Below are 20,958 nucleotides of genomic sequence, written 5' to 3'. Positions count from 1 at the left end.
ATGGCTGAAAACAGCGGCGGCAAGTGTAACGCGTTTGAAAATACGGGGCAAACGGTTTTTCCGCCTTTGTGCCGCGCAGCCGGGCAATGCCGTCTGAAGGGCTTTCAGACGGCATTGCCCGGGCTATCTCAAAGCGTCCAGCAGTTTGGTGTGTATTCCGCCGAAACCGCCGTTGCTCATCACCAAAATATGGTCGCCGGTTCGGGCGTTTTTCACAATTTCGGCAACGAAGGCATCGAAATCCTTGCCGACGTGCAACCTGCCGCCCAAAGGCGCGAGGGCTTCGGCGACGTTCCAGTCCACACCGCCGGCGTAGCAGAACACTTGGTCGGCTTCTTTGAGACTTGCGGGCAGGGCGGCTTTCATGGTGCCGAGTTTCATGGTGTTGGAACGCGGCTCGAGGACGGCGAGGATACGCGCGCCGCCGATACGTTGGCGCAAACCTTGAATCGTGGTTTCGATGGCGGTCGGATGGTGGGCGAAGTCGTCGTAAACGGTGATGCCGTTTGCCGTGCCTTTGATTTCCATCCGGCGTTTAACGTTTTTAAACGCGTTCAAGGCTTCGCAGGCCGTCCGAATATCAACTCCGGCGTGACGCGCGGCGGCGATGACGGCAAGCGCGTTCATACGGTTGTGCCTGCCCATCAAATCCCATTTGACACGTCCGGCTTTTTTGCCGTCAAGCAACACGTCGAACGAGCCGTCGGTATTGACTTCGCCGGCCTGCCAGCCGTGTTCCGTGCCGAATTTCTCCACCGGCGTCCAGCAGCCTTTGTCCAAAGTGTCTTGCAGGCTTTGCTGCTGTCCGTTGCAGACGATTAAGCCTTCAGACGGCACGGTGCGCACGAGGTGGTGAAACTGGGTCTGTATCGCGCCCAAGTCGGCAAAAATATCGGCGTGGTCGAATTCTAAATTGTTCAACACGGCGGTACGCGGGCGGTAATGCACGAATTTGGAGCGTTTGTCGAAAAAGGCAGTGTCGTATTCGTCGGCTTCGATGACGAAAAACGGCGATTTGCTGTTCGGGTCTTGACGCGGTGTTTGCGGCAGGCGGGCGGAAACGCCGAAATTTTCCGGTACGCCGCCGATGAGGAAGCCCGGCGCGAGGCCGGCATATTCCAAGACCCAGGCGAGCATGGACGCGGTAGTCGTTTTGCCGTGCGTCCCCGCCACGCCGAGTACCCAATGATGGTGCAACACGTTTTCCGACAGCCATTGCGGGCCGGAAATATAAGGCAGGCCGCAGTTCAAAATCGCTTCAACCACATCCATCCCGCGCTTGGCGACATTGCCGATAACGTAAACGTCGGCTTTAAATTCGTCCAACTGCGCGGCATCGAAGCCTTCGTGTACGTCTATACCCAAGGCTTCGAGCTGGGTGCTCATCGGCGGATACATCTTCGCGTCGCAACCGCTGACTTCAAACCCCGCTTCTTTGGCAATGGCGGCAAGCCCGCCCATAAACGTGCCGCCGATACCAATAATATGGATGTGTTTCATCAAAGTTCCCCAATCGTTCAAATTTTGCCGTCCGACAGCGCAAGGGCTGATTCGGCTTCAATCAGTGCGGCTTGATGCCGGCAGCCGAACCGTCTTTCTGTGCATTTCCTTTCGGATTTTGGGCGGCTTCGTCCCTCACCGAATCCAAATGATCGTCAGCCCCTGCGTCTTCCGCCCTGTCTTTCACGGCAGGCCTGACCGAACTGTACACACGATCCCGCCCCAAACCCGCGTTGGTACAATGTTTTCCCGGAGTTTGGCTGTAACTGACCTTACCGTTTTGACGGCATTCATACACTGCCGCAGATGCCGTCTGAACCGCCACAGCCAGCATCAGCTCCGCAATAATTTTAGATGTTTTCATATCAAGACTCCTTCAAAACCATTTCCACCACATCCAAGCCAAAACCGCCGCCGCCACGGCATTGGACAATAAGATGAGTTTCCACTGCCCTGCCTTATGCGGCACAGCCCTTCTCGGCTTTAAAACGCCGCCATAAAAAAACGGCGACAGCAGCATAGAAGCGATACATAAGAAAATCAATACGCCGTAATAAATTTTTTCAGACGGCATTTCTTTTCCTCAATACGCCGCCCGTTGGCGCATCTGTTCAAACAGGCAGATTGTCGCCGCCATCGCGACATTTAAAGACTCGGTTGCATCGTGCATCGGAATCCTGACACACTTGTCCGCCCTGTCTAAAACTACTTTACCGACCCCTGCGCCTTCGTTGCCAAACACCCAGGCTGTCGGCTTGCACAAATCTTCGCCGTACAAAACCGCCTGCTTTTCCTCGCGCAAGGCGGTGGCAAACACACGGTCTTCATAGCGCGCCAACCATATTTCCAAATCCGCCTGCGGATAAATGTCCAACAGGAAATGCGCGCCCATCCCCGCGCGCAATACCTTGGGCGACCACGCGTCCGCACAACCCCTACCCAAAACGACCGCGCCGATTCCCGCCGCCGCCGCGCTCCGCAACACCGTGCCGACATTACCCGGATCTTGCACGCCGTCCAAAACCACGCAGTCGCCTTTGTCCGGCAAGGTTCCGCTCAATGGGATATCAATCAGTGCAAGTATATCGTCTGCACAACTCAAGCTGCTGATTTTTTTCAATATGCCGTCTGAAACGGAAAAAAACCCGTCTTCCGGCAAAACCGCCATCAATTTACGGACTTCTTCAGACGGCATTTTCGCTTCGGGAATATATACCCCGAGCGGCTTTCCTCCCGATTGCAGGAAAACCTGAAGCAGGTGCACGCCCTCCAAAACGGTTTGGGTATACTGCCGTCTGAACTTTCCCTGCGACAGCAGGCGGTGCAGGTGTCTGATGTGTTCATTGTTTGCCGAACTGATATGCTTCACTTTACCGCCTTTTCAAGAATATATAATAGGTAACGGCGATTCCGATTCCATCAAAATAAAACGGGAAAATCCGGATGGACGGGCAAAATGCCGTCTGAAACCGAGATTTGAAAATCCGTACCGTAATTTGCCAACGCCAGCGGGCGGTTGTCCTTGTCGGCGACAACCGGCCAAAACGGGCGCAGCGCGGGCAAAACCCGCTTTTCCTGAAGGATTTTCTTCACATCCTTATGGATACCGCCGACAGCCAGCCTGTCCGATGCCGCAACCGTACGCAAGATTCCGTCCTGCTCCAAAAGATGCCCGGGAAGTCCGAACGGATGACGTTTTAAAACAAATCCCTGCCCCGCCAATATTTCCCTTAAATTTCCGCTTATCTGCCTGTCTTTCAAAAACCGCAGTTTATCCGTTTTTTCCGGTCGGAACACAAACAGCCTGCCCGCATAATGATGCAATTCAAAACCTTGCAAGTTCCAACGTCCGGTTTTTGCCTCCGTCAAAACCCGGGCAATGTCGGCAAGGGCATTCTGATTCGGCACGGGAACGCCGTTTTCCTTCAGAAAATGCCGCAAAATATGGGTTTTTCGGCGCGGGGAAAACGTCAGCCACCGCGCCGTATCAAAATAACCCGCCCCGCAAACCCAACGGCAGTCTTGAACGACGACCTCGTCCAACAAAGCCAAATCCTCCTGCAAAGCACGGACATTGTTCAGCAGATGCCGCCCGAAATGGGGAATCTGCGCCGAAAGTTCGGGCAAAATACGGTGCCGGAAGCGGTTTCGCAAATAAGCCGTATCGGTATTGCTTTCATCCTCGATATTCGGCAAACCGTGTTTTTGGGCATAATCCCATATGTCTTGGCGCGAAAAAGGCAGCAAAGGCCGCCAAATGATGCCGTTTTCCCCCAAAGGGCGGACGGCGGGCATAGCCGACAAAGCACGCAAACCGCCGCCGCGCGCGACCGCCAGCATAAAGGTTTCGATTTGATCGTCCCTGTGGTGCGCCAACGCCAAAACGTCAAAGCCTTTTTCGGCAAACGCGGCATAACGCTTTTGCCGCGCTGCCGCCTCGATGCCCAAACCGTTTTTTTCCACGCAGACCTTAACCGTTTCCAGCCTCACCCCGAGCATATCGCAATAGTTTTGGCAGAAATCCGCCCAATCGTCGGCATGGGGACTCAAGCCGTGATGGATATGCAATGCCTCCGGCACAAATCCTGCCCGTTTCCCAGCGCGGACAAGCAGATGCAGCAAAACGACGGAATCCAATCCGCCGCTTAATGCCACTGCTGTTTTTTTTCCATTCAGACCTTGAGGGAAACAATCCTTCAAGCATTGCTCAAACGCATCTAAAGTCAGCACGGCTTCATCCCGATAAAGAAAAAGCAAGCAGTTTCAAACAAACTGCTTGCCGCCGGTTACATTTGAATTATTGTTCCGAAAATTTGCCGTAAGCCATAATGCGGTCGAAACGGCGCGAAAGCAAATCGGCAAGCGGGATGCTTTGCGCTTCGTGCAGTTGTTTTTCCAAAACGGCTTTTACGTTTTTCATGGTTTGCCCGAAATCCCGATGCGCGCCGCCCAATGGTTCTTTGATGACGGTATCGACCAAGTCCAGCTTTTGCAGGCGGTCGGCAGTAATGCCCAAAGCCTGAGCCGCATCCGCCGCCTTTTCCGCCGTTTTCCACAAAATAGACGCGCAGCCTTCGGGGGAGATAACAGAATAGGTCGAATATTGCAGCATATTGACGTAATCGCCTACGGCGACCGCCAACGCACCGCCCGAGCCCCCTTCGCCGATGACGGTACACAAAACGGGAACGCGCAGGCGTGTCAGTTCGTACAGGTTTTTGCCGATGGCTTCCGACTGCCCGCGTTCTTCCGCGCCGATGCCGGGATACGCGCCCGGTGTATCGATAAAGGTCATGACGGGCAAGCCGAATTTCTCAGCCGTTTTCATCAGGCGCAGGGCTTTGCGGTAGCCCTCGGGGCGCGGCATACCGAAGTTACGGCGGATTTTTTCTTTGGTGTCGCGCCCTTTCTGATGCCCGACGACCATCACGCTTTGTCCGTTGAAACGTGCCAATCCGCCAACAATCGCATGATCGTCGGCAAAGTGGCGGTCGCCGTGCAGCTCTTCAAAATCGGTAAACAGTGCCTCAATGTAATCCAAAGTATAGGGACGCTGCGGATGCCGGGAAACCTGTGAAACCTGGGCGGGCGTAAGTTTGCTGAAAATCGATTTGGTCAGGTCGTTGCTTTTTTTCTGCAAACGGTGTATTTCGTCCGAAATATCGACGGCAGACTCGTCTTGGACGAAACGCAGTTCATCAATTTTGTTGGTCAGTTCGGCTATGGGTTGTTCAAAATCCAAAAAAACAGGTTTCATAGAATGAAGCTCTCATCAACAGATTCTGCCGCTATCATACGCTATTTGTGCATATTCCGCAGTTAATTTATTGTCCAAAACGGCTTTTCCACACCCTCTTTTTGTGTTCGGACAGCATGGAAAACAGTGGATTAGTGCATATATACTAGTTATAAGGCGGCGTATCTTATGCTAAACTCGAAACAAATTCAATTATTTCAAACAAAATCGTATGAAAGACAAGCACGATTCTTCCGCCATGCGGCTGGACAAATGGCTTTGGGCGGCACGTTTTTTCAAGACCCGTTCCCTTGCGCAAAAGCACATCGAACTGGGTAGGGTTCAAGTAAACGGCTCGAAGGTCAAAAACAGTAAAACCATAGACATCGGCGATATTATCGACCTGACGCTTAATTCCCTTCCCTATAAAATCAAGGTTAAAGGTTTGAACCACCAACGCCGCCCGGCATCCGAGGCGCGGCTTCTGTATGAAGAAGACGCGAAAACGGCAGCATTGAGGGAAGAGCGCAAACAGCTCGACCAATTCAGCCGCATCACTTCCGCCCATCCCGACGGCAGACCGACCAAGCGCGACCGCCGCCAACTGGACAAGATGAAAAAAGGAGACTGGTAAAACCGTTCCCGCTGCAAACAGAAGCACGAACCGCGTACCGCCGCATTTCAGACGGCATTCCCGAAACTTATTCTGCCTCGTCTATCCATGCCTGCTGCACGGCCTCGAGGATGCGTTCACCGCAACGGGCGGGGTCGTCGTCAAATTCGGGCAATGCCATAATCAGGTCGCGCAGTTGGGTAAAGCGCACGGTTTTGGGATCGATGGTTTCGCCGTGCAGGTCGTAGAGTTCTTCGGCGATACGCCGGGTATCGGTCCATTTCATATGAATTTCCTTTTATCGTCCGGCATTGAAGCCGTGTAGAATATGTTTCGGCAAAACTGCCGCCCTTTGAGGATGGCTGAATGTTTCAACTCGCCGGACAACACATCAAGCACCAGCCTATGTGCCGTCCCAATCTGGGAGGAGTTGTCCCTCCCAAACAAATCTGATTCTACCGCCCTGAAGGGCGGGGTTTCAACCGACAAGGAAGATTGATGAACAATATGTTTGCCGCAAAATTGTCCAAACTGGTTTATACCGCTTCCGACCATCCCGACCCCCTGTCGGAGATGGAGGAGTTTGACCGCCTGATTTTGCTGATACGCAAACTGTATCAAATATTGGACGGGCAGCATATCCTCTCCAGAGTAACGGTTTGCCTTCACTACCGGAGCAGGCGCGGCCTGATTGCCTTGGATAAAGCGGCTGCCGGTTGCGATGCGGCAATGTTGCGCGCCCAACGTTGGCGCATCTACACGCAGATTGCGGAACGCCTTGCCGGGTCGGACGGCGGCTTCACGGTTACGGCAGAAAGCGTATCCGCCGCCTGCCCGGAGCTTGAAGGACGCTATCTCGAGCTTGTCCGCCGCACCGCCGTTTCTTTCGGTTTCGCACAAGAACGGGGGAATCCGGCCGGCGGTCGGGAAGAAACACAAGCCACCCCGGATGCCGCATCAGGCCGTTCCGGCAGGAAACCGATTAAAATCAATATAGAAGCGAAAGTGGAACGTTATCCGACATACCGCCCGACCGTCGCCCTGAAAGTAACCCGCCGGCGGTTTTTCCGGCTGCAAAACCGGTGAATATCCGTAAATCGCGCCTGCGCGATTCCGTCTGTACGAACGCCTGTTTTCGGGCGATTGCGCCTTATCCGCGCAACAATGCCGTCTGAAGCGCACCGGCTTCAGACGGCCTGTTTTCAGTGTTCTTCGCGCGCGTGGTTGATGGTGTATTTGGGGATTTCCACAATCAAATCCTCGCCGGCAACCACTGCCTGACAGCTTAAGCGCGAATCGGCTTCCAAGCCCCAAGCCTGATCGAGCAGGTCTTCTTCCAATTCGGTCGGCTCTTCCAAACTGTCGAAACCTTTGCGGATGATGACGTGGCAGGTGGTGCAGGCGCAGGATTTTTCGCAGGCGTGATCGACTTCGATGTCGTGGTCGAGCAGCACATCGAGGACGGTTTTGCCTTCGGGCGCGTCTTCGATAACCGCGCCTTCGGGGCATAATGTCGTGTGTGGGAGTACGGTGATTTTGGGCATTTTTATTGTCTTTCTGTAAAAAGTGGTTGCGTTCGTTTTTCGGAAAATTGTCTGCCTAATGTCGCGGTTCGAGCAGGTCGGCAACATTTTGCCAGCCCGTCAGGCGGGCAAAATCGAGGGCGGTATAGCCTTCCGATGTCTTTGAGGCAGGATTTGCGCCGTATTCAAGCATGGCTTGAACCATAAGTGCATTTCCTGCGATGGCTTCATGATGAAGCGGCGTATAGCCGTCTTCGTCCTGCTCATGCAGAAAATCCGGATTTTGGGACAACTGTTGCCGAAAATCGTCAATACAGTTCCGGCACATCGGATGCTCTTCCAGATTTTCGGGATGTTCTTTTTCTTCATACACCAGCAATACCTGCCCGGGATCGCCGAAATCGATTCCCCATGCGGCATCGTGTTCGGTGCGCTCCTCTTCCGTCATCTGCCCGCGCATTGCCTGTACGGTAAAGCCGCCGTAGGGAATGCCGTTGCACACGAACATCCAGTCGCTGATGTCGTCAACCGGAACGCAAATGCTTTCGCCTTGTTCGACATTGGTCAGTTCGCCGGGTTCATTGTTCAGCACGCCATAAATGTAAAGACCGTCAAAATAAATATCGTCGATCCACATATGTTCGCAAATTTCGCCGTCTTCGCCGTCTTGGAAAAAAGGGGCTTTGACCATGGCAAAATCTAAGGCGGGAATGATGCGGCGGCGTTCCCAAAAAAGCTCGCGCCAAAAGTATTTGAATGTTTTACGGGCGCGTTCGCCGGCACGGTTTACCGGTTCGTCTGCCTGTTCTACATAATAAATGACGGAATCGCCCATCATACTGCTCCTCAACGTGTACGGTATCTGTTTGCACCTTACCGTGGTTTTCTGCCTTCGGCATCCGATTCGGATTTGAAAAGTTCCAAATATTCGGAATAGGCTTTTTCCAAATCCGCCCGCGAAAAACAGGTGTAAATATGGATGCCGTCTGCAATTTCGTCGGTCAGCCTCGTACCGCTTTTGCGTAAATATGCTTCTTTAAAAAGGCGGATTTTCGATTTTTTCGGCTTGTAGGATGCCGCGCCCGCCAAAAGCCGGGGCAGCGCGTAAGGGTATTCCCGGTGTCCGCGCCGTACCAAATCAAGCAGTTGTTTGCGGCCGGATCCGGCATTCCCTTCCTGCCTGCGTTCGTGGACGCTTTTTTCAAATTCCGATTCCGCCGTTTCGTTTTTCGGGAACACGATTTCGCCGCGAAGCGATAAAAACAAACGTTTTACAAGATTCTCGTCCACGGCGAACAATTCGGTATCGCCTATCCTGCTTTTACTAAAAATTTCATGGAGCAGGTTTTCTTTTTCTTTGTAATTGTCGGTTTTGACGGCGAGGATGCGTTCCAATCCGGCAACGTTCGCATAGCCGTTGTTTTCCAAATGGCGCATTCTGCCTTCAAAATTGCTTACGTCCGAAATGCCGATTTTATATAGTGAATTAAATTTAAATCAGGACAAGGCGGCGAGCCGCAGACAGTACAAATAGTACGGCAAGGCGAGCCAACGCTGTACCGGTTTAAATTTAATTCACTATACACGCCCTTGATGACGGTTTTTATCGGATAGACAATGCCTGACTTTTCCATATCGATGTTTTTCAAGTGTTTTCGAGCCTTCAGATGGCATCAGGTTATCTCTATGCCGTCTGAAACCATTTACCGTCAAATATTATCGACACTCTGCCCCGTCAACGCGCGTTGGATGTTGCGGTTCATGCGTTTGGCGGCGAAATTGTCGGTAATACTGCCGAGTTTGGCGGCGGCGGCACGGATGTCTTCGGCTTTTCCGTCTTTCACACGGCCTTGCAAATCGGCGATGCCTTGCCGAATCTGTTGCAATTCTTCGGCTTCCAGCAAATCGCTGTCCAACTCGAGGGCGGCGTTGACGGCATCGGTCAGGCTTTCGGCTTCGACCACGGCTTCGGCTCGGGCACGTGCCGCCATGTCTTCGGCGGCGTTGTCCATACTGTCTTTGAGCATTTGGGTAATCGCGCCGTCGTCCAAGCCGTAGGAAGGTTTGACTTCGATTTGCGCCTGTACGCCGGTGCTTTGTTCTTGGGCGGAAACAGACAACAGCCCGTCGGCATCGATTTGGAAGGTTACGCGGATACGCGCCGCACCCGCCGCCATAGGCGGAATGCCGCGCAGGGTGAATTTGGCAAGGCTGCGGCAGTCGGCAACCAGTTCGCGTTCGCCTTGCACGACGTGTATCGTCATCGCGGTCTGACCGTCTTTGAAGGTGGTAAAGTCCTGCGCGCGCGCGGTGGGGATGGTGGAATTGCGCGGGATGATTTTTTCGGCAAGCCCGCCATAGGTTTCCAAACCGAGCGACAAGGGCGTAACGTCCAGCAGCAGCCATTCGCCGTCGGCTTTGTTGCCGGCGAGGACGTTTGCCTGTATGGCTGCGCCGAGTGCGACGACTTCGTCGGGATTGAGGTTGTTCAGCGGGGTTTGTCCGAAAAAGGTGGCGACTGCCTGTTGGACGTGCAGCATACGGGTCGAACCGCCGACCATAATCACGCCTTTGACTTCGTTTTTACCGACACCGGCATCTTTCAACGCCTGTTTGACCGGCTCGAGCGTTTTCATCACCAAATGCTGCGTCAGGTTGTGGAACTCGGCGCGACTGATGCTTGTGTCGATTGCCATGCCGTCTGAAAGCGTCGCCTGAATGCGCGCTTCGGTTTGCGTGGTTAATTGTTCTTTGGCGGCGCGGACGAGCGAGAGCAGGAGTTGGCCGTCTTGTTCGTTAAGTTGGGAGAGTCCGTTTTGTTCGAGCAGGTAGCAGAACAAACGATGGTCGAAATCGTCGCCGCCCAACGCGCTGTTGCCGCCGGTGGCTTTGACTTCAAACAGTCCTTTGGTCAGTTGCAATACGGATACGTCGAATGTGCCGCCGCCCAAGTCGTACACGACAAACGTGCCTTCCGAGGCGTTGTCCAGCCCGTAGGCGATTGCGGCGGCGGTCGGCTCGTTGAGCAGGCGCAATACGTTCAAACCAGCCAGACGCGCGGCATCTTTGGTGGCCTGGCGTTGCGCGTCGTCGAAATAGGCGGGAACGGTAATCACCACGCCAACCAAATCGCCGCCCAAGGTTTCTTCGGCGCGCGATTTAAGGGTTTTGAGGATTTCCGCCGACACTTCGACAGGCGTTTTCACCCCCTGCCGCGTATGCAGTTCGATAACGCGTTGATTGTCGCCGAAACGGTAAGGCAGGTAGTGCGTATTTTGATGCAGATCGGCAAGCGTCCGCCCGATAAGGCGTTTGGCGGAGCTGACGGTGTTCAGCGGGTCGGTTTTTTGGGCGGACAGGGCGGTTTTGCCGACTTCAATGCCGCCGTTTTCCAGATAGCGGACGACGGAAGGCAGGGTAACGCGCCCTTCGGCATCGGGCAGGCAGGCGGCACTGCCGCTGCGGACGGTGGCAACCAAGCTGTTGGTCGTTCCCAAATCGATGCCTGCCGCCAAACGGTGCCGGTGCGGGGCGGCGGACATACCCGGTTCTGAAATCTGCAAAAGAGCCATAAATTCTGCCTGTCGGTGCGGTGTATAAAGGAAGGAAGGCGGCATTTTAACAGAATTTGCGCCGATAGTTGAGCAAACCGCTAAGGATTGGGCCGTGCCGCCGAAATTGCCCTCTACCGCCAAATGCCGATAAAATCCGCCTTTCCCGCCCATCATTAGGAATATAAATCGTGAAAGGACTCGACTATTGCCGCCAAAAAGCAGAGGAAAGCCGCTCCAGTTTTTTGTCGGGCTTCCGTTTCCTGACTCAGGAAAAACGGGATGCGGTAACGGTTTTATATGCTTTTTGCCGCGAATTGGACGATGTGGTTGACGAATGTTCCAACCCCGATGTTGCACAGGCGACATTGAACTGGTGGCGCGGCGATTTGGACAAGGTGTTCGGCGGCGCGATGCCGGAACACCCCGTCAATCAGGCCTTGCGGCAGGTTAAAGAAACCTTCAAGCTGCCGAAATATGAACTGGAAGCCTTAATCGACGGGATGCAGATGGATTTGGTTCGGGCGCGTTACGGCAGTTTTGAAGAATTGAAACTGTATTGCCACCGCGTCGCAGGCGTGGTCGGCTGCCTGATTGCGCGGATTTTGGGGTTTTCAGACGGCAAAACGCTGGAATACGCCGACAAGATGGGTCTTGCGCTGCAACTGACCAACATCATCCGCGATGTCGGCGAAGATGCACGCAGGGGACGGATTTACCTGCCGATGGAGGAAATGCAGCGGTTTGACGTACCCGCAAGCGTGATTTTGCAATGCAGCCCGACGGGCAATTTTGCCGAATTGATGGCGTTCCAAATCAAACGCGCCCGCGAAACCTACCGCGAAGCCGTATCGCTGCTGCCGGCTGCCGATAAAAAAGCCCAAAAAGTCGGACTGGTTATGGCGGCGGTTTATTACGCGCTGTTGAACGAAATCGACCGAGACGGCGCGCAAAACGTCCTCAAATACAAAATCGCCCTCCCTTCGCCGCGCAAAAAACGCATTGCCCTGAAGACTTGGTTATTCGGATTCAAACCGCGCCCCGGCACGCCAGAACGAGCATAAGGCGCATACCGCCCGCCCTTCAGGAAAACCCAACCCCCGCCGCCCCGAAAAACGGGGTTTCAACCATTGGAGGAATAAATGATGAACACGCCGCATCCGCGCCCGAAAATCGCCGTCATCGGCGCAGGCTGGGCAGGACTGTCCGCCGCCGTCACCTTGGCTCGGCACGCCGACATTACCCTGTTTGAAGCCGGCCGGCAGGCGGGCGGCAGGGCGCGCACACTGGCCGGAAATACCGACGGTTTCGGTTTTTTGGACAACGGGCAGCACATTTTGCTCGGCGCATACCGGGGCGTGTTGCGCCTGATGAAAACCATCGGTTCGGATCCCCGTGCCGCCTTTTTGCGCGTACCGCTGCACTGGCATATGCACGGCGGTTTGCAGTTCCGCGCCCTCCCCCTGCCCGCGCCGCTGCATATTTTGGGCGGCGTGCTGCTTGCCCGGCGCGCACCGACTGCATTCAAAGCCAAACTGCTTGCCGATATGTCCGATTTGCAGAAGTCCGCACGCCTCGGACAGCCCGACACGACAGTGGCGCAATGGCTGAAACAGCGGAACGTGCCGCGTGCCGCCGTAATGCAGTTTTGGCAACCCTTGGTTTGGGGCGCGCTCAACACGCCTTTGGAAACCGCAAGCCTGCGCGTGTTGTGCAACGTTTTGTCCGACGGCGTGCTGACGAAAAAATCCGGCAGCGACTATCTCCTACCCAAACAGGATTTGGGCGCAATCGTCGCCGAACCCGCCTTGGCGGAGCTTCAACGGCTCGGCGCGGACATCCGCCTCGAAACGCGCGTATGCCGTCTGAACACCATCCCGGACGGGAGAGTGCTCGTCAACGGCGAACCTTTCGATGCCGCCATACTTGCCACCGCGCCCTACCACGCCGCCGCGCTCCTGCCCGAAGGCACGCCCGAACACGTTCAGACGGCATATCAGAACCTGCGCTACCACGCCATCACCACCGTCTATCTGCGCTACGCCGAACCCGTCCGCTTGCCTGCCCCGCTGACCGGACTTGCCGACGGCACGGTGCAATGGCTGCTTTGCCGGGGCAGGCTCGGACTGCCTGAAAACGAAGTCTCCGCCGTCATCAGTGTTTCCGACCGCGTCGGCGCGTTTGCAAACCGGGTGTGGGCAGACAAAGCCCACGCCGACCTCAAACGCATCCTTCCGCATTTGGGCGAACCCGAAGCCGTGCGCGTCATCACCGAAAAACGCGCCACAACCGCAGCCGATGCCCCACCACCGGATTTGTCGTGGCTGCACCGGCACCGTATCTTCCCCGCCGGCGACTACCTCCACCCATACTACCCCGCCACGCTCGAAGCCGCCGTACAATCAGGTTTCGCTTCCGCGGAAGCCTGCCTGCAAAGCCTGAACGATGCCGTCTGAAAACGCCGGCCGGCATCAGGACGCTTTACAAGGTGCGGCAAAACGCTAAAATACCCCCGACCAACCACCAAAAAGGAAAAAGTATGGCGACACTGACCGACAAAACCATCTTAGTTACCGGCGCATCGCAAGGGCTGGGCGAACAGGTTGCCAAAGCCTATGCGGCAGCAGGCGCGACTGTGATTTTGGTTGCCCGTCATCAGAAAAAACTGGAAAAAGTCTATGACGCGATTGTCGAAGCCGGACACCCCGAACCTTTCGCCATCCGTTTCGACCTGATGAGTGCGGAAGAAAAAGAATTCAATCAGTTCGCCGCCACCATTGCCGAAGCCACGCAAGGCAAACTGGACGGCATCGTCCACTGTGCCGGCTATTTTTACGCCCTCTCGCCGCTGGATTTCCAAACCGTCTCCGAATGGGTCAACCAATACCGCATCAACACCGTCGCCCCGATGGGGCTGACACGCGCCCTGTTCCCGCTGCTGAAGCAGTCGCCCGACGCGTCCGTCATCTTCGTCGGCGAAAGCCACGGCGAAACACCCAAAGCCTACTGGGGCGGCTTCGGCGCGTCCAAAGCCGCGTTGAACTACCTGTGCAAAGTCGCCGCCGACGAATGGGAACGCTTCGGCAACCTGCGCGCCAACGTCCTCGTCCCCGGCCCCATCAATTCTCCGCAACGCATCAAATCCCATCCGGGCGAAGCCAAAAGCGAACGCAAAAGCTACGGGGACGTGCTGCCCGCATTTGTCTGGTGGGCAAGTGCCGAAAGCAAAGGGCGGAGCGGCGAAATCGTTTACCTCTAAATCCCCCAAAGGGCAGGTTCCACACCCGCCCTCCTTTTCAGACGGCATCAAAAAGCACGCCATATCCGCCAATATGCCGACACAGACAAATCTTTCGACACCCCGACAGACAAAAACACCTTGACTAAAAATTACATGCAAATAATAATAACAACCTCTTTATTCCTCTAACAATTTTGGAGTAGGTTTCATGAAAAAAATTTCCGCCGCCATCGCTTTTGCCGCCGCTGCCGTTTCACTGACCGGCTGTGCGACCGAATCCTCACGCAGCCTCGAGGTAGCAAAAGTCGCCTCCTACAATACGCAATATCACGGTGTTCGCACCCCGATTTCCGTTGGAACATTCGACAACCGCTCCAGCTTCCAAAAAGGCATTTTCTCCGACGGGGAAGACCGTTTGGGCAGCCAGGCGAAAACCATTCTGGTAACGCACCTGCAACAAACCAACCGCTTCAACGTACTGAACCGCACCAACCTTAGCGCATTGAAACAGGAATCCGGCATTTCCGGCAAAATGCAAAACCTGAAAGGCGCAGATTATGTCGTTACCGGCGATGTAACCGAATTCGGGCGCAGAGATGTCGGCGATCATCAGCTCTTCGGCATTTTGGGTCGCGGCAAATCGCAAATCGCCTATGCAAAAGTGGCTCTGAATATCGTCAACGTCAATACTTCCGAAATCGTCTATTCCACACAGGGCGCGGGCGAATACGCACTTTCCAACCGCGAAATCATCGGTTTCGGCGGCACTTCCGGCTACGATGCGACTTTGAACGGCAAAGTTTTAGACTTGGCAATCCGCGAAGCCGTCAACAACCTCGTCCAAGCCGTCGACAGCGGCGCGTGGCAACCCCGCCGTTAAGGACAAATCATGAATCCGAAAACATTTATCCGCCTGCCGCTGTATGCCGCAGTCTTGGCTTTGGCCGCCTGCGGCGGCAGCGGGCATAAAGACCTGTATTATTACGGCGATTATCCCGATACCGTTTACGAAGGTTTGAAAAACAGCGATACCTCTTTGGGCAAACAGACCGAAAATATGCAAAAATATTTTGTGCAGACACGCAACAAACAAATGAACGCCGCACCGGGCGCGCATGCCCATTTGGGACTGCTGCTTTCCCATTCGGGAGACAAAGAGGGCGCGTTCCACCAGTTTGAAGAAGAAAAAAGGCTGTTTCCCGAATCGGGCGTATTTATGGACTTCCTGATGAAAACCGGTAAAGGAGGCAAGCGATGAAACCTTTGATTTTAGGGCTTGCCGCCGTGTTGGCGCTGTCTGCCTGCCAAGTCCAAAAGGCGCCCGATTTCGACTACACGGCATTCAAAGAAAGCAAGCCCGCCTCGATTCTGGTCGTACCGCCCCTGAACGAATCGCCCGATGTCAACGGCACTTGGGGGATGCTGGCTTCGACCGCCGAGCCGCTTTCCGAAGCCGGCTATTACGTCTTCCCCGCCGCAGTCGTAGAGGAAACCTTCAAACAAAACGGTTTGACCAATGCCGCCGATATTCACGCCGTCCGGCCGGAAAAACTGCATCAGATTTTCGGCAATGATGCGGTTTTATACATTACAATTACCGAATACGGCACTTCATATCAAATTTTAGACAGCGTAACGACCGTATCCGCCAGAGCACGGCTGGTCGATTCCCGCAACGGGAAAGTGTTGTGGTCGGGTTCGGCCAGTATCCGCGAAGGCAGCAACAACAGCAACAGCGGTCTGCTGGGTGCTTTGGTCGGCGCAGTGGTCAACCAGATTGCCAACAGCCTGACCGACCGCGGTTATCAGGTTTCCAAAGCCGCCGCATACGACCTGCTGTCGCCCTATTCCCACAACGGCATCCTGAAAGGCCCGAGGTTTGTCGAAGAGCAGTCCAAATAAGCATATGCCGTCCGAACCTCTCCGAGCTTCAGACGGCATATGCGAATCTTGATACTTGCAAGCCGTACCGCCCAAAATCGGACAGCCGGTTTCAATATCCGAACAAGGTTCGGGTTCTGTATTTTGCAGAACCCGAACCTTTTATTCAAATTTAAACTTAATTCCGGCGTGGTTGTATGGTAAATTATAGTGGATTAAATTTAAACCAGTACAGCGTTGCCTCGCCTTGCCATACTATCTGTACTGTCTACGGCTTCGTCGCCTTGTCCTGATTTAAATTTAATCCACTATAACAAGCAATATGCCCTGACCGGAAAAACTTCCCCAAACTTCATCAAAAAATCAACTGTACCCGTCTTTTTCAGACGGCATTGATACCGTAAGAGATTTCCCATGCAGAAATGGCAAACCGAGCTTTATTCCACACCGCTTTGGCTTTTACAGACTCTCTTGATAGTTTCCGCCGCTTCGGCGGTGATTCTGTTTTTGACACGGAAAACGCGCTTCGGGCGGGAGTTTGCCTATATCCTGCGCCTTTGCCTGACACCGAAAAGCGCGGTCAAAGTCTTGCTGTTGATTACGGCAATGGTTACGCTGCTGTTAACCGAGGTGCGGCTGAATGTGTTGAGTACCTTTATGTCCAAAGGGCTTTACGACTCGATGCAGGATTTGAATGCTTCGGCATTTTGGATGTTTGCCGCAATGAACGCGGGCGTGGTGCTGATACGGGCGTTTAACAACGTCGTCAACGACTTCCTCGATCAAGGCTTGGCGATTAAATGGTCGGAGCGTCTCAACGAAGTGCTGACCACGCGCTGGCTTGCCGACAAAAACTACTACCGCCTGCAAATGCGCCGCCACGCGCCGGACAACATCGACCAGCGTATCCAACAGGACGCGCAGGAATTTATCGCTTCGACCATCGAATTTGTGCGCGGTATGATCAATTCGGTCGTTACCTCGCTGGAATTTGCCGTTGTTTTGTGGGGCTTGGCGGGTATCCTGACCGTATTCGGTTTCGACATTCCGCGCGGCATTGTTTGGCTCGTCTTTATTTTTGTGATTTTGGCGACCTTTATCGCCATGTGGATAGGCAACCCCTTGATTCGTTACAACTATGAAAACGAAAAACTCAACGGCGACTACCGTTATTCCCTCATCCGCGTACGCGACCACGCCGAAAGCGTAGCGTTTTACAACGGCGAACAACACGAACACGGCCGGCTTTCCGACCGCTTTAAAGCCATTATCCGCAACCGTTGGCGCATCGCGCGGCAAAGCGTCTGCTTAAGCGGCTTTAACGATATGTTCACCAACGGCATCAAACTCTTCCCGATTATTTTGCAAGCGCCGCGCCTGTTTGCCGGACAAATCAAAATCGGCGACATCCAGCAGACCGTCCAAGCCTTCGCACGACTGCAAAACGCGCTGTCTTTCTTCCGGATGTTCTACAACAAATTCACCGCCTACCGCGCCCGATTGGAGCGTCTGTACGGCTTTTTACTGAGTACCGAAGAACAACACGGCGCGCAGCAACCCGAGATTAGCGAAGTTTCAGACGGCATTGCACTGGAAAACGTCGCCCTGTTCCGCCACAACGGCGAAGTTTTATTGGACGGCATCAACATCAAACTCAAAAGCGGCGATTCGCTGCTGATACGCGGCCCGAGCGGTTGCGGCAAAACCTCGCTGCTGCGCGCGCTGGCTGGGCTTTGGCCGTTTGGTAGCAGCGGCAAAGTCAGCCGTCCGCCGCATCAAGACATCCTATTCCTACCGCAACGCCCGTACACAGCGCAAGGCAGCCTGCGAGACGCGGTTTGTTACCCCGATATCGACAAACAGCATCCGGAGCTAATCGAAGCCATGAACACCTGCCGCTTGAGTTATCTGATTGACAAATTGGACAAAACAGACGACTGGCAGCACAAACTCTCCCCCGGCGAACTGCAACGCGTCGCCTTCGTCCGCGCCCTGCTTTCCAAGCCCAAAATCATCCTGCTCGACGAAGCCACCGCCGCCTTGGACGAACCGGCCGAAGCCGCGCTCTACCGCGCCTTAAAGCAAAAACTGCCCGACAGCATCATCATCAGCATCGGACACCGAAGCACGCTCAACGCGTTCCACAATATGCGCCTCGATGTCGGCAACGTTGCCTGCGGTTGAACGATGCCGTCTGAAGCCGTTTTCAGACGGCATCGTTCAAATTGGAAAGGCGCGCGAAAACAACGTACAATAACCCGTTTACCACCCCTCGGAATGCCGAACCGTGAACCAGCTTATTTTCGACTTTGCCGCACACGACTATCCGAGTTTCGACAAATTCCTCGGCACGGAAAACGCGGAACTGGTCTATGTCCTCCGACACAAACACGGACAGTTTATCTATGTCTGGGGTGAAGAAGGCGCGGGCAAAAGCCATCTTTTGCAGGCGTGGGTCGCACAGGCGCTCGAAGCCGGCAAAAACGCCGCCTATATCGATGCCGCCTCGATGCCGCTGACCGATGCCGCGTTCGAGGCGGAATACCTCGCCGTCGATCAAGTCGAAAAACTGGGCAACGAAGAACAAGCCCTGCTTTTTTCCATCTTCAACCGCTTCCGCAACAGCGGCAAAGGCTTTTTGCTGCTCGGTTCGGAATACACGCCCCAGCAGCTTGTCATCCGCGAAGATTTGCGGACGCGTATGGCGTACTGCCTCGTTTACGAAGTCAAACCCTTAACCGACCAAGAAAAAATCGACGCGCTCGCCAGTATGGCGGCGGCACGCCAAGTAACCGTCGATTCCGAAATTTTCGAATACCTGCTCAAACACTGGCGGCGCGATATGGACAGCCTGATGATGATGCTCGACACGCTGGACAACTACGCCGTCACAATGGGCAAACGCATCACCCTGCCGCTTTTGCGCCAGCTTTTGAAACAACAGGAAACCCAATGAAAAACCTCGCCATCTTCGACCTCGACAACACCCTCATCAACACCGATTCCGACCACGCCTGGCCGCAATACCTTATCAAAAAAGGGTTGGTTGACGCTGCCGAAACCGAAGCGCAAAACGAAAAATTCTACCGCGACTACCAAAACGGCTGCCTCGACATCGACGCATTCCTCAAATTCCACCTCGCCCCGCTCTCCCGTTACTGCAAAGAAGAGCTGGCGGAATTTCACCGCGAATTTATGGCGGAATACATCATCCCCCACATCTCGCCTATGCAGCGTATGCTGGTGCAGAGCCACCAAATGGCAGGCGACGAAACCCTCGTGATTTCCTCAACCAACGAGTTCATCATCACCCCCATCTGCCACCTTTTCGGCATCACCAACATCATCGGCACACAACTCGAAACCGATCCCGACGGTCGCTACACCGGCAATTACATCGGTACGCCCAGCCTCAAAGAAGGCAAAATCACCCGCCTGAACCAATGGCTCGCCGAACGCGGCGAAACGCTCGAAAGCTACGGCAAAACCTATTTTTACAGTGATTCCAAAAACGATCTGCCTCTGCTGAGTCTCGTCAACGAACCCGTTGCCGTCAACCCTGATGCAGAATTGGAACAAGAAGCCAAAGAAAAAGGCTGGCCGGTTTTGAATTTCAAATGACGCAATGCCGTCTGAAGCCCGATTCGGCGTTCAGACGGCATTGGGGCTGAAATCCCAAAAACTCAAAGCCACAGGAATTTATCCGGAAAAACAAAAAACACAGGAATTCATCGGGAAAAACAACAATCTTTCCACCGTCATTCCCACGAAAGTGGGAATCTTGATCCGTCCACACGGAAACTTATATTTCGTCATTTGCACCCGACATAATTCAATACTTTATTTTGCAATAAATTAACGGATGCTGACAAATTAGATTGGATTAATTACCCTATTATCTATATTGGGTTATCGGGTTGCTAATTGAGCAGAGCGTAGCAAACCATAAAGTGAGTGTTTCCACCCACTCTGCATTTATAGTGGATTAAATTTAAATCAGGACAAGGCGACAAAGCCGCAGACAGTACAGATAGTACGGCAAGGCGAGGCAACGCTGTACTGGTTTAAATTTAATCCACTATACTATGAAGTGGTTATTAAATATGATAATGAGACCTATTAAATTTAGTATGGTAAATATGTTATTATTTATTGTTATATGTAGTTCATTTTTTGATCTGCTCGTTCAATTATGTACAATTTTATTTCATAGCCAAAAAATATACTTTATTACATTATTTTTATTATTTATTTTTAATTTTGTTACAAAATCTATCTATATGGCAATTATTTATCCTATTTTATATTTTTTTACGATAAAAAAATATTATCCTTACTCTAGGAAAGTGATAATTCTATTATCATTAGCATTATCTATATATTTTAGTTTTATGGACTTTTACTTTTTTTCCATATATTCAGATAACCTTAGCTATGAAACGGAGCCTTTACATTTATACATCCCTATTATTATTAATTTTTTCTCACTTTTAGTTTCTAATTTTATTTTATCTTTTATCAACAAGTAAATGTATATACAAACTACAATCCAAAAGATCCTAAGCAAACCACCAATCCCACACCACCCTTACCGGTTCAAATCCGCACAAAAACCCACATCCCGTCATTCCCACGAAAGTGGGAATCTAGGACGTGAAATCTAAAGAAACCTTTTTTCCCGATAAGTTTCCGTGCCGACAGGTCTGGATTCCCGCCTGCGCGGGAATGACGAAATTTCAAAGTTATGGCGTTATCGGAAAAACAAAAAATCAAAGCTGGAGAATTTATCCCAAACAACCGGATTTCAAAAAACCAGATGCCCGGCGGGAATGACGGATCTTAGGCTTCTGTTTTTGTTTCTATAGTGGATTAACAAAAATCAGGACAAGGCGACGAAGCCGCAGACAGTACAA

General features: G+C 53.2%; 24 protein-coding genes and 2 pseudogenes. 15 read left to right on the top strand and 11 right to left on the bottom strand.

What is annotated here, in order from left to right:
• Nucleotides 1-123 precede the first annotated feature (123 nt).
• The 6 genes from mpl to KEM39_RS08760 all read right to left on the bottom strand — a co-directional run bounded on the left by mpl (nt 124) and on the right by KEM39_RS08760 (nt 5,257).
• Nucleotides 124-1,500, bottom strand: coding sequence for a UDP-N-acetylmuramate:L-alanyl-gamma-D-glutamyl-meso-diaminopimelate ligase (gene mpl / locus KEM39_RS08785; protein WP_211709846.1), 1,377 nt, complete (start codon nt 1,498-1,500; stop codon nt 124-126).
• A 61-nt stretch (nt 1,501-1,561) separates the two neighbouring features.
• Complete coding sequence (locus KEM39_RS08780; protein ID WP_211709845.1) at nt 1,562-1,864, bottom strand: DUF4124 domain-containing protein; 303 nt, start codon at nt 1,862-1,864, stop codon at nt 1,562-1,564.
• Nucleotides 1,865-1,876: 12 nt separating this feature from the next.
• Nucleotides 1,877-2,074 carry a hypothetical protein gene (locus tag KEM39_RS08775; protein ID WP_025458387.1) on the bottom strand — a complete coding sequence of 66 codons (198 nt, stop codon included), beginning with the start codon at nt 2,072-2,074 and terminating at the stop codon, nt 1,877-1,879.
• Nucleotides 2,075-2,083: 9 nt separating this feature from the next.
• On the bottom strand, nt 2,084-2,869 hold the full coding sequence (locus tag KEM39_RS08770; protein WP_211709844.1) for a TrmH family RNA methyltransferase: 786 nt from the start codon (nt 2,867-2,869) through the stop codon (nt 2,084-2,086).
• Nucleotides 2,870-2,919: 50 nt separating this feature from the next.
• Nucleotides 2,920-4,230, bottom strand: a complete 1,311-nt coding sequence (tilS, locus tag KEM39_RS08765; RefSeq protein WP_211709842.1) for a tRNA lysidine(34) synthetase TilS — start codon at nt 4,228-4,230, stop codon at nt 2,920-2,922.
• A 67-nt stretch (nt 4,231-4,297) separates the two neighbouring features.
• Nucleotides 4,298-5,257 (bottom strand): acetyl-CoA carboxylase carboxyltransferase subunit alpha, encoded by a 960-nt coding sequence (locus KEM39_RS08760; protein WP_002217206.1) that lies wholly within the window; start codon nt 5,255-5,257, stop codon nt 4,298-4,300.
• 211 nt (nt 5,258-5,468) lie between these two features.
• Here KEM39_RS08760 and KEM39_RS08755 point away from each other — a divergent pair, with 211 nt between their 5' ends.
• Nucleotides 5,469-5,870 (top strand): RNA-binding S4 domain-containing protein, encoded by a 402-nt coding sequence (locus KEM39_RS08755; RefSeq protein WP_025458383.1) that lies wholly within the window; start codon nt 5,469-5,471, stop codon nt 5,868-5,870.
• 67 nt (nt 5,871-5,937) lie between these two features.
• Here the strand turns inward: KEM39_RS08755 and iscX are convergent, their stop codons facing one another.
• Complete coding sequence (gene iscX / locus KEM39_RS08750) at nt 5,938-6,135, bottom strand: Fe-S cluster assembly protein IscX (protein WP_002248850.1); 198 nt, start codon at nt 6,133-6,135, stop codon at nt 5,938-5,940.
• Nucleotides 6,136-6,347: 212 nt separating this feature from the next.
• Here iscX and KEM39_RS08745 point away from each other — a divergent pair, with 212 nt between their 5' ends.
• A complete protein-coding gene (locus KEM39_RS08745; protein ID WP_118996852.1) occupies nt 6,348-6,935 on the top strand; it encodes an amino acid permease in 588 nt (195 codons plus the stop codon).
• Nucleotides 6,936-7,051: 116 nt separating this feature from the next.
• Here KEM39_RS08745 and fdx read toward each other — a convergent pair whose 3' ends face one another.
• Genes fdx through KEM39_RS08730 form a run of 3 tightly spaced genes read right to left on the bottom strand, consistent with a single transcriptional unit; the run spans nt 7,052 to nt 8,845 of the window.
• Nucleotides 7,052-7,393: an ISC system 2Fe-2S type ferredoxin gene (gene fdx, locus KEM39_RS08740; protein ID WP_002219289.1), complete on the bottom strand. Its 342-nt coding sequence runs from the start codon at nt 7,391-7,393 to the stop codon at nt 7,052-7,054.
• Nucleotides 7,394-7,448: 55 nt separating this feature from the next.
• On the bottom strand, nt 7,449-8,210 hold the full coding sequence (locus KEM39_RS08735) for a DUF2314 domain-containing protein (RefSeq protein WP_118996853.1): 762 nt from the start codon (nt 8,208-8,210) through the stop codon (nt 7,449-7,451).
• Nucleotides 8,211-8,245: 35 nt separating this feature from the next.
• The gene (locus KEM39_RS08730; RefSeq protein WP_118996854.1) at nt 8,246-8,845 is read right to left on the bottom strand and encodes a GIY-YIG nuclease family protein; all 600 of its coding nucleotides are present in this window, start codon (nt 8,843-8,845) and stop codon (nt 8,246-8,248) included.
• Between the two features lie 4 nt (nt 8,846-8,849).
• Here KEM39_RS08730 and KEM39_RS08725 point away from each other — a divergent pair.
• Nucleotides 8,850-8,956 (top strand): annotated as a pseudogene (locus KEM39_RS08725) (IS5/IS1182 family transposase); the annotation flags it as partial.
• A gap of 125 nt (nt 8,957-9,081) precedes the next feature.
• Here KEM39_RS08725 and hscA read toward each other — a convergent pair.
• On the bottom strand, nt 9,082-10,944 hold the full coding sequence (gene hscA, locus KEM39_RS08720) for a Fe-S protein assembly chaperone HscA (protein ID WP_118824922.1): 1,863 nt from the start codon (nt 10,942-10,944) through the stop codon (nt 9,082-9,084).
• Nucleotides 10,945-11,114: 170 nt separating this feature from the next.
• Here hscA and hpnD point away from each other — a divergent pair, with 170 nt between their 5' ends.
• From hpnD to KEM39_RS08655, 12 genes and pseudogenes are all read left to right on the top strand, one after another.
• Entirely contained in the window at nt 11,115-11,987 is an 873-nt protein-coding gene (hpnD, locus tag KEM39_RS08715; RefSeq protein ID WP_118824917.1) for a presqualene diphosphate synthase HpnD, read from the top strand.
• Between the two features lie 78 nt (nt 11,988-12,065).
• The gene (gene hpnE / locus KEM39_RS08710; protein ID WP_118996856.1) at nt 12,066-13,379 is read left to right on the top strand and encodes a hydroxysqualene dehydroxylase HpnE; all 1,314 of its coding nucleotides are present in this window, start codon (nt 12,066-12,068) and stop codon (nt 13,377-13,379) included.
• A gap of 83 nt (nt 13,380-13,462) precedes the next feature.
• Nucleotides 13,463-14,182, top strand: a complete 720-nt coding sequence (locus KEM39_RS08705; RefSeq protein WP_118996857.1) for an SDR family oxidoreductase — start codon at nt 13,463-13,465, stop codon at nt 14,180-14,182.
• Between the two features lie 190 nt (nt 14,183-14,372).
• On the top strand, nt 14,373-15,044 hold the full coding sequence (locus KEM39_RS08700; RefSeq protein ID WP_118996858.1) for a CsgG/HfaB family protein: 672 nt from the start codon (nt 14,373-14,375) through the stop codon (nt 15,042-15,044).
• Between the two features lie 9 nt (nt 15,045-15,053).
• On the top strand, nt 15,054-15,422 hold the full coding sequence (locus KEM39_RS08695; RefSeq protein ID WP_192886280.1) for a DUF4810 domain-containing protein: 369 nt from the start codon (nt 15,054-15,056) through the stop codon (nt 15,420-15,422).
• The gene (locus KEM39_RS08690; protein WP_118810345.1) at nt 15,419-16,066 is read left to right on the top strand and encodes a DUF799 domain-containing protein; all 648 of its coding nucleotides are present in this window, start codon (nt 15,419-15,421) and stop codon (nt 16,064-16,066) included. Before KEM39_RS08695 ends, KEM39_RS08690 begins: the two co-directional genes overlap by 4 nt.
• 393 nt (nt 16,067-16,459) lie before the next feature.
• Nucleotides 16,460-18,229, top strand: a complete 1,770-nt coding sequence (locus KEM39_RS08680; RefSeq protein ID WP_118996860.1) for an ABC transporter ATP-binding protein/permease — start codon at nt 16,460-16,462, stop codon at nt 18,227-18,229.
• A gap of 103 nt (nt 18,230-18,332) precedes the next feature.
• The gene (hda, locus tag KEM39_RS08675; protein ID WP_002213636.1) at nt 18,333-19,001 is read left to right on the top strand and encodes a DnaA regulatory inactivator Hda; all 669 of its coding nucleotides are present in this window, start codon (nt 18,333-18,335) and stop codon (nt 18,999-19,001) included.
• Nucleotides 18,998-19,666 carry an HAD family hydrolase gene (locus tag KEM39_RS08670; protein WP_118996861.1) on the top strand — a complete coding sequence of 223 codons (669 nt, stop codon included), beginning with the start codon at nt 18,998-19,000 and terminating at the stop codon, nt 19,664-19,666. Before hda ends, KEM39_RS08670 begins: the two co-directional genes overlap by 4 nt.
• Before the next feature lie 4 nt (nt 19,667-19,670).
• Entirely contained in the window at nt 19,671-19,904 is a 234-nt protein-coding gene (locus KEM39_RS08665; RefSeq protein WP_002235747.1) for a hypothetical protein, read from the top strand.
• Between the two features lie 117 nt (nt 19,905-20,021).
• Nucleotides 20,022-20,129 (top strand): annotated as a pseudogene (locus tag KEM39_RS08660) (IS5/IS1182 family transposase); the annotation flags it as partial.
• A 569-nt stretch (nt 20,130-20,698) separates the two neighbouring features.
• Complete coding sequence (locus KEM39_RS08655) at nt 20,699-20,878, top strand: hypothetical protein (protein WP_211709835.1); 180 nt, start codon at nt 20,699-20,701, stop codon at nt 20,876-20,878.
• Nucleotides 20,879-20,958: the final 80 nt, after the last annotated feature.

Source organism: Neisseria sp. Marseille-Q1983, from assembly GCF_018224585.1.
Classification (GTDB): domain Bacteria; phylum Pseudomonadota; class Gammaproteobacteria; order Burkholderiales; family Neisseriaceae; genus Neisseria; species Neisseria polysaccharea.
Note: the sequence above shows the minus strand (reverse complement) of the source record. Positions and strands in the feature narration are given on the sequence as shown.